Here is a 7,119-nt window from a genome sequence, read left to right as displayed (position 1 = left end):
TTTAATACATTCTAATTTGAAAGCAACGCTAAATTTTTCTTTTCTATACATAAAAAATGCCCCTAAAAAGTGTCTAACTTTTTGGGGGCAGTCCACTTGTACAGAAAGGGATTTTTATTTTAGTAATTATATGTTAATTTTTTTCTTAGAAACCGCCACCTGAGTCTCCAAATGTAAATGTTGCGGACAGACCAGCTCTAATAGTAGAGAGCGGGAATGCAGTCGATATTTTATACTTGGAAGTCATCTGCTCGTAGAATACTCTAAGGTTCAAGTTTTCAGAGACATTGTAATCTGCAGAAATCTTTATATTCATGAGTTTCTGACCTCCTGTAATCTGGGAGTCATTTAACAGGATATTCATAATAGAGGTTTTGCTATCTCTCAGTGAGATATCTCCCCTGATGTTAAGGTCGCTTCCTTTTCCTCTGGAACCTCTTGTATTGGCCATTCCTAATCTGAAATTTTTCACGATATATCCAAGCCTCACAACATACTCCGAATTAGAATCTTCTGTAAGGGTATGGTTGACTAATCCTAACAACATCATTCTATTTCTGTTATACTGAAGTCCGAACTGCATATTGTTTCTCATGGTAACATCTATCCCGATAAGTGGTGAGAATGATTCAACGTAACCTACCTGTGAGAATGTAAATGGGTTGATATAATCGTTGTTTACATCAAATGCATTTCCTCCCGAAATCCTGTTAAAATAGTCAATACTTGACTGAATTCCTGTTGCAGTATATGTTGCCGTATATCCGTGCAGTAAATCAAATTTCGAGAACTGACCATTGATCATCGGAACATTTCTTAAACCTGAATAGGTGATCTTCCAGTTTGGAATTGGAATTCCAGCTTTCTTCGCATTTCCGATTTGTTTAACAGTTTTTCCTTCGACAGCTGCTCTGAATGCAGGGATCAGTACATAAGCGTTAGCAATACTGTAATGTTCTGCAAAGCCATCAGTGGTCAATACTTCACCTATTCCAAGTTGCTGCGAAAGGATCACTGCATTTTCCCTGATCGCCTGGTAAACAGCCTGGGTTTCTTTAAATGATGTTTTAAGAAGCACAACAGAGTTGGAATAAGTCACCTGATCATTCGCGAATGCATAATCGTGATTGACTGTTCCAAGGTTATTACGGTTATTAAATCCGGACTGTGAAAAGTTTCTATTGTAATTATGCAATGCACTAAGATCAATTCTAAAATCATTCATCGGAACGATCTGTAAATTGGCCCTTAATTCCCTGGTGGACATTTTCACATAAGGATCGGTCATGTAAGGTGAATCACTTACCCATCCATTTTCTAACACCGTTCTTCTGATATCAGCCTGAGATCCAAAAAGGAATCCAAGCGTAGGACCTCCCAGAGTCTGACCATAACCATAAAGGTTTGGAGCGGAAAGCAAACCAGGAAGTACTGTTCCATTATTCTCAGTGTAGTTAATATCTAACTGTTTGAATGAGGTCATTACGAAAGCTGCGCTCTGAAGAATCGTCAGTTTATTCTTGAATTTATAACCCTTAAATTTATATCTTTTCTTCTCCCACTGCTGCGTGTATACATTGTTCAGTGAATCGATTTCCTGTTTGCGTTTCTGCAGTTTTGCAGAGATATTTTTAAAGTATTTAAACTGTCCAAAGAATTTGGGAATATCTGCTGTAGCTGTGGCTTGAATGACATTCGTATTCTGCCCGATAGATCCCAGACTTCCTTCCGGACTTGAAAGGAGTGCAGTAGATCTCGCATTCCAGTTGTACGTAAGACCATATCCTATTTCTGCATCGATGAAATCCAAATAGGGAAGATACTGGAACGGTAGTTTGTAGTTCAGCTGTACTCTATGGTTGTACAATACAGGTCTTCCTGCTCTGAATACATTTCCAAAAATGGATTTATCATTCATCCCATTAACATCCATATTATCGTTAAGGGTTCTTGTCGCAGAATTGATTTCAAGTTTTAATGATTTCGTAAAGTTGAATCCTAAACCGTACTGCCATCCGAAGAAGAAGTTTCTGTTTTTGATCGCGGCAAAACTATCGCCTGTATTTCCACTTAAGATTGCTTCCACATTTCTGAATTCAAGCTCGTTGTAATTTCTGTCTACTTCAGTTCTGAAAGATAGTCTTGTGGGAATCGGATTGAAATTAAATTCTTTTACCCATTTCAGATATTTTGTAGATTTTGCCGTATCGCTAATCATTTTGTTAAACGGCTTAATCACCCATGGCTTGAAGGTATAGTTGTAATCAACGTATCCTCTCAGATACTGTCTGTAGTTTCTTGAAGTGTAAATATCTCTGAAATAATCATCATTATACACTGCAGTTACAGAAACGTTTTCAATATCGTAGAATTTAGGTTTTCTATTTGGATTTACCCTTTCCTTATGCATATTGACTACCCCAATACTTCTTTGCTGGGTATAAGTTCTCGCTACTTTCTTCAGTTGTTTTTTATTGGCTGCTTTACTGAATTCCACATCGGTATCAAGAGGATTGTATTTCGGATCCTCAATGGTCTGTGAATAAGAATAGTTTAAAGGAATTTTCATTCCGCTTTTTTCAGGAAGAAATTTATCTACGTTTACAGCCGTATTAATACTGAATGCAGACTGAGTAGACTGATTTCTTTCTGATGGTTTTGAATCTATATTTCCGAAACCTACAGAGGTATAGGAAGCGCTTGTATTTACGGTTGCAAAATCTCCAAGGTTAAAGTTCAAACTTGCGTTACCTGCATACCCTCCATCATTTTCAATTTCAGAAAGGCGAATCTCATTTACCCAAAGGATTCTGGTTATAGCATTGGAACGGGCTGTATTTCTTACCCCGATCATAATCGTTGTAATATTTCCTAAACTTGGACGTCCTTTGATATAAATTCTTTTGGAGTTATCTCCAAAAACATTATCCATTATTCGATCAACAATATTCGATGAGCTTTTATCTCTTCTGATTTTGGCATCTACAAAATTCTGGATTTCAAAATCAACGTTGTTCTCAACAGGCCATATTTCTAAAGGAGTGGTTGCTGTGCTCTGAGTCAACATCATTTCAGATTCATACTCATAATAGTTATCTGTAGCATCACTTCCGAAACGGATGAAAAACTTAGATTCCGGGTCAATACCCTGGTTTCTGCTGGTTGGATCCTGAGCATGTACAAAAAGTTTCAGCTTTTTATATCTTCTCATATCCAGTGTTGTGTTTTTGAACACCCCTCTTGCTTCTCCAGCAAGTCCTTCTACTTTCATGTAAAGTGAAGCTTCATTCTGTCTCTGTGCACCAGCATTTCCACTCAACACCTGTCTGTCGATTCCCGGAGGAAGTACATATGGAGGTTGATTTAACGCATTCTCTTCAATGTTTACACTTCCAACTTCGAAATTATTGTTTTGTGCTATTCCTACTCCTTCCTGCTGTGAAGTTACTGTCGGGCTGGCAATCTGATTTGGATATCTTCTCCAGTCTGATCTTACAAGATCCATTGTCCCGAATCTTATCGTAGACGTATTCTCAAAACCGGCAAGCATTAATCTCGCAAATCTTACATTGTTAAGTACAGAGGCACTTCTCTCTCCTTCCGCTTCAGTTTCTGCATATTTTGAAACCGGAATTCTGAACAGGTACCATTTCACATCTGAAGTCTGTCCGTTCTGGAAAGTAGCTTTTACCGTTTTTACATCTACGACATTATTTTGTCCTAATGCAAGACTCGGCTTATCAAGCTTGATGACATATTCGTTATAACTTTCTGTCTGGTCAAGGTTATAATCTTTGTTGATATCTTCCGCATCAGGAGTCTGAGACGCTACTTCTAAAGAGTTGGCCTGAGAGTTTCCTTCCGGATTTCTGAAGTATTTGTATCTCTGAACAAGAGATGCTGCCTGACCACCGGTAAATTTATCGGACATGAAAAATACAAAATCATCTACTGCAGGGTCAACTAAATTGGTTACCGGGTTAACGAATGTATTTCCAAATCTCATAGATTCCTGATCGGAGCTTAAACCGTCATATCCTAAATCCTGGGCTCTTCTGTCATCACCTTCACTTGAGAAGGCATAAAGAATAGGGGGTTGTTTTGGCTGTACCCCCCAGGTAGAGGTAGTGGTAGTAGAAGGTGCTCCCGGAGTGGGAAGTCCGTTTTCATACTGCATCTTACCGTCTTTCAGGATATCTTCAGAAACGTTACCTAGTTGAAGTAGAAGTCTAGCTCTGTCTCCTAAGGTATTTCCATCGGCATAAGGATCCATCATCCAGAATTCAACATATTCAATATTGGAATTGACGAAGTTGGAAACGCTGATGGGTCTCATAATCCCAGCCCATCTGGCAGCGGCTGTTTCGGATCCTGGGTTTACGTTGTAAGGACCTCTTTCCTGCGGATAGTAAGATATATCTAAAGTATTGGTGAAGGTCTGTTCACCTGCCACAAAATCTCTGTTATTATAAATTTCTGAATACTGAACTCTTCTGGAGGCGTGATTGGACACAGACTGTGCCGTAATTCCTGCAGGTGCTCTTCCTCCTACTCCCCAGAATCTCGGGTCAATGTTATACCAGGATAAAAGTCCTCTTCCGTAGCCACTCGTTAAAGCATCATTAGCCGGTGCACCATTAAATGGAGCTGCAAGGTTTTTTTCAGGTCTTGAAGCAAGACTCCATGCAGCAGGTTCTTTTAAGGAAATTTTAGAAGTCGTCTGTTCGAAATCATCTACATAAGACTGGTCATTTGTTCCTTTATTTAATCCCGGAAGCAAGTAAGCGGCTTCCATTTTAAAGTTCAGATTGGATGGAGCTTCAGTATTGACAAATGGAATTTTATCGGTCAGTCTGGTCAGGAAAGGAATCTGATTGTTATACATCATATTGATCCCTGCCATTGTATTATTAACAGCTTCCTGCCCATAATTTACTTTCTGGGTAAGTGGAGATTCTGAATAGTTAACAACGGTTCCTCCTAATATAAAATTCTCATTGAATCTTCTTTCCAGGTTCAGACCCAGGAATCGTTTTCTCTGGGTATTAAAGGTAAGCTGATTTTCCAATGAAATGTTGATGGCCTGTCCTGACTGTTTAACATTTTCATTGATCACCGTTACTGTACCCAGCATGTAGTCTACGGTATAGTCTACTCCTTCTGTCAGCTGAACACCATTGGCAGAAACTTTAACAGATCCCTGCGGAACATTTACGGCTCCAAGAGAAATTCCCTGTCCCTGTGTTCCTTTGTAACGTCCCTCTATGGTATAACGTTGTGCAAGATTACTGGAAGTAGCGACCTGTTTCTGCTGTCTGTACAGATCTGTAAAGACAAATTGAGGGTCGTTCCCGACCTGACTCTGCATAAAACTTCCGAAGGGCTGTACTTTGGTAAAAATAATCCTCCCTGTTTCCGGCCGTATCGTGATTCCATTAACAAAGTCAAAAATACCATCACCCAGTACGCCTCCACTGGCCTGAATATCACCATTCATGTTAAGACGGTCCCAGTTCAGTAATTTTAGTAAATTTTTATCCTGAACACTGGTCCCCGGCAGATAGTTTACTTTACCTCCGGTTTTGGGATCTCTGTAGAAAACATTAAGAATAAATCCATCCTGAGCTACCTGTCCTGCATCCAGAGAATAGATATTCTTCATCATCAGGTCCCACATTGGAGATTCTGTATTCACTTTGTTGTTTACTCTAAGAACTTTGGTTACCAATACTGGGCTTTCTTCGGAGAATTCCCCGACTTTATACACCTTATTGGAACCATCTGTATAGGAATATGAAACGGCTAAAAGCTGATTTTCGTTCAGCTTCTGATTTAATGAAATGTATCCTAACTGTGGCTGTAGTGTATATTCATTGGCATTCAGCCTTCTTGCTTTTGTGTTAAAAATAAACTGTTCTCCGTTATCATATGGCTGTAAACTCCCAGGGAAACTTTGCCCCTGAAAGGTTGTTGCATAGTTTTTACCTGCTTCTCTTGGCCCTATGGCTGCATTAATCGAGGGATACAATCCATTCTGAGAGTTGTCCGGCAATCCGGAAGCCCCTTCTCCCAAGTCTCTGATCCCGATAATACTTTTCTGATATGCCAGATTACTGTTTCCCTGATCAAGTACCCAGACTTCCAATCTGGTAATGTTTACCGTGGAATTGATCTGTGGATAATTGGCTAATGCATTGTCATAACGATCCAGGAAATAGTGTCCCAGAAAGAAGTGCTGGTTGTCTTCATAGTCAATCGCATTGACTTTAAAATTGTTCATGACCCCTCCACCCTGTACTACAATATTACGGGCTTCCCCTTGTTGCTGGGAAAGAACGACAGTTCCGTAAGTTTTTCCAAGCTGGAATTCTGTTTTCACCCCGAATAATGACTGAGAACCACGGATAAGACTGGTAGAAAGCGGCATATTTACGTTACCGAATTCTACTCTTTTTATAATTTTATCTTCTCCTCCTGCGCTAGGTTTATCCACATCTCCCAGACCTTTGGACTGAAGATCCTTCCAGTTCCCTTTTGCCTGCCAAACGAGATTCATTCTATTCTCAAATGCGAAACCACTCTGGGTATCGTAATTGGCTTTCAACTGAAGATTTTCTCCTACTTTACCTAATAATCCCAGCTGTATTCTCTGATCAATATCAAAAGTAAAACTGGTCCTGTTTTGTGGCAGGATCAGTGGGTTATCAATTTTTTGGTAGAGTCCGGCAAAGTCTAAAGAGGCATATCCGGATGGAATGATTTCAATTTTATTACTTCCGAAAACAGTTTCAAACAACTTATTGTTGATCATCAAAGACGGAATAAGCCCTTGCTTCCGGGCATCGGTTCTGTCTCTTCTGAAAAGAAGACTGTATTTATCGGATTTTTCTTTGTAGTAAGCTTTGGTCTGGGTAGCGAGCATAAATTCTTTATACTCTTCAGGAGACATCGCTGTGGGAGGTCCGGTATAGGTATTTCCTATTTTAGGATAGACGTAATACATTCCGGTTTTTATATCATAAAAGGCCTCATACCTTGTGGGATCGGCCAGTTGATAATCTTTTTTTATGATCGCAGTATCACGGACCTGTTGTGCAAAGGCACTTACTGACATGCACA

Annotated in this window: 1 protein-coding gene; it reads right to left on the bottom strand. The window is 39.6% G+C overall.

The features are described from left to right. Nucleotides 1–145 precede the first annotated feature (145 nt). A complete protein-coding gene (gene sov / locus BUC06_RS19070) occupies nucleotides 146–7,114 on the bottom strand; it encodes a T9SS outer membrane translocon Sov/SprA (RefSeq protein WP_073335588.1) in 6,969 nt (2,322 codons plus the stop codon). Between the last annotated feature and the right edge of the window lie 5 nt (nucleotides 7,115–7,119).

Source organism: Chryseobacterium carnipullorum (assembly GCF_900142785.1).
Classification (GTDB): Bacteria; Bacteroidota; Bacteroidia; order Flavobacteriales; family Weeksellaceae; genus Chryseobacterium; species Chryseobacterium carnipullorum.
Note: the sequence above shows the minus strand (reverse complement) of the source record. Positions and strands in the feature narration are given on the sequence as shown.

Excerpts from the sequence above, each read along its gene's own strand:
- sov (WP_073335588.1), bottom strand. The coding sequence starts at position 7,114 with ATGTCAGTAAGTGCCTTTGCACAACAGGTCCGTGATACTGCGATCATA.